This is a genomic window from Clostridium sp. chh4-2 (genome assembly GCF_002899675.1).
Taxonomy (GTDB): Bacteria; Bacillota; Clostridia; order Lachnospirales; family Lachnospiraceae; genus CHH4-2.
In genome coordinates this window covers 1-664 of sequence record NZ_PKUU01000056.1, presented here as the reverse complement: position 1 = coordinate 664, position 664 = coordinate 1, and the positions used below count along the sequence as shown (strand labels likewise).

The 664-nt window shown below is 36.9% G+C and carries 2 protein-coding genes; one reads left to right on the top strand and one right to left on the bottom strand.

The features are described from left to right. The coding region (locus C0033_RS27285) for a hypothetical protein (protein ID WP_180994914.1) at positions 1-383 on the top strand (383 nt) is incomplete at its 5' end. Here C0033_RS27285 and C0033_RS27350 read toward each other — a convergent pair. Continuing rightward, positions 384-664, bottom strand: a 281-nt coding sequence (locus tag C0033_RS27350; protein WP_207656897.1) for a hypothetical protein, incomplete at its 5' end; no start/stop codon positions are given.

Sequence of the window (664 nt, the reverse complement as noted above, 5' to 3'; positions counted from 1 at the left end):
ATAGTAATTTGACTGCCATCATTACGTCAGTAAATTCCCTGGATGCAGCACTTGGAAAAACATATTCCATTTCATTTTCCGGCAAGTCGACATCTGGGAACAATAAAACTACACTGGCAACATTATCTGTACCAGCCGGAACATATGTAATTTGTGGGGTGGTTAGGACAGATACAATCTACAATACGCGTCTTTTTTTAGATGTAAACAATAGAACGTCCGGTTATTTACAGGGCAGTAATAGCGGTGGTATGGGGACAACTATAGCAAATGTAGTAACATTAAATAATTCTGGAAATCTGACCTTAACAATCTTTACGGACACAGATGTGTCTTCTACATCTGGCTGGCAAGGTGTTTTTATGGCAGTCCGCATAAAATAATTATTTATAGAAATAATACCCCATAACTACAAATTGGCCTGAAACAGGTGTATTGAAAAGTATACGGTATGGCATTCCACTAGTACACGGATTATTCCAGTACCCCATCTTTGTCCAGTCTGATATTAGATAAACGCCAATAACAATTGGATAGCATATTGTTGTTGGAAAATCCGCCTGAATATCAAGATCAATATAATTGGAATACCAACCACTAGGAGTGCTGGCAGTATTTATGGTTAGTCTATATTCAAATTTTTTCACCTTCCATAAATTACTAT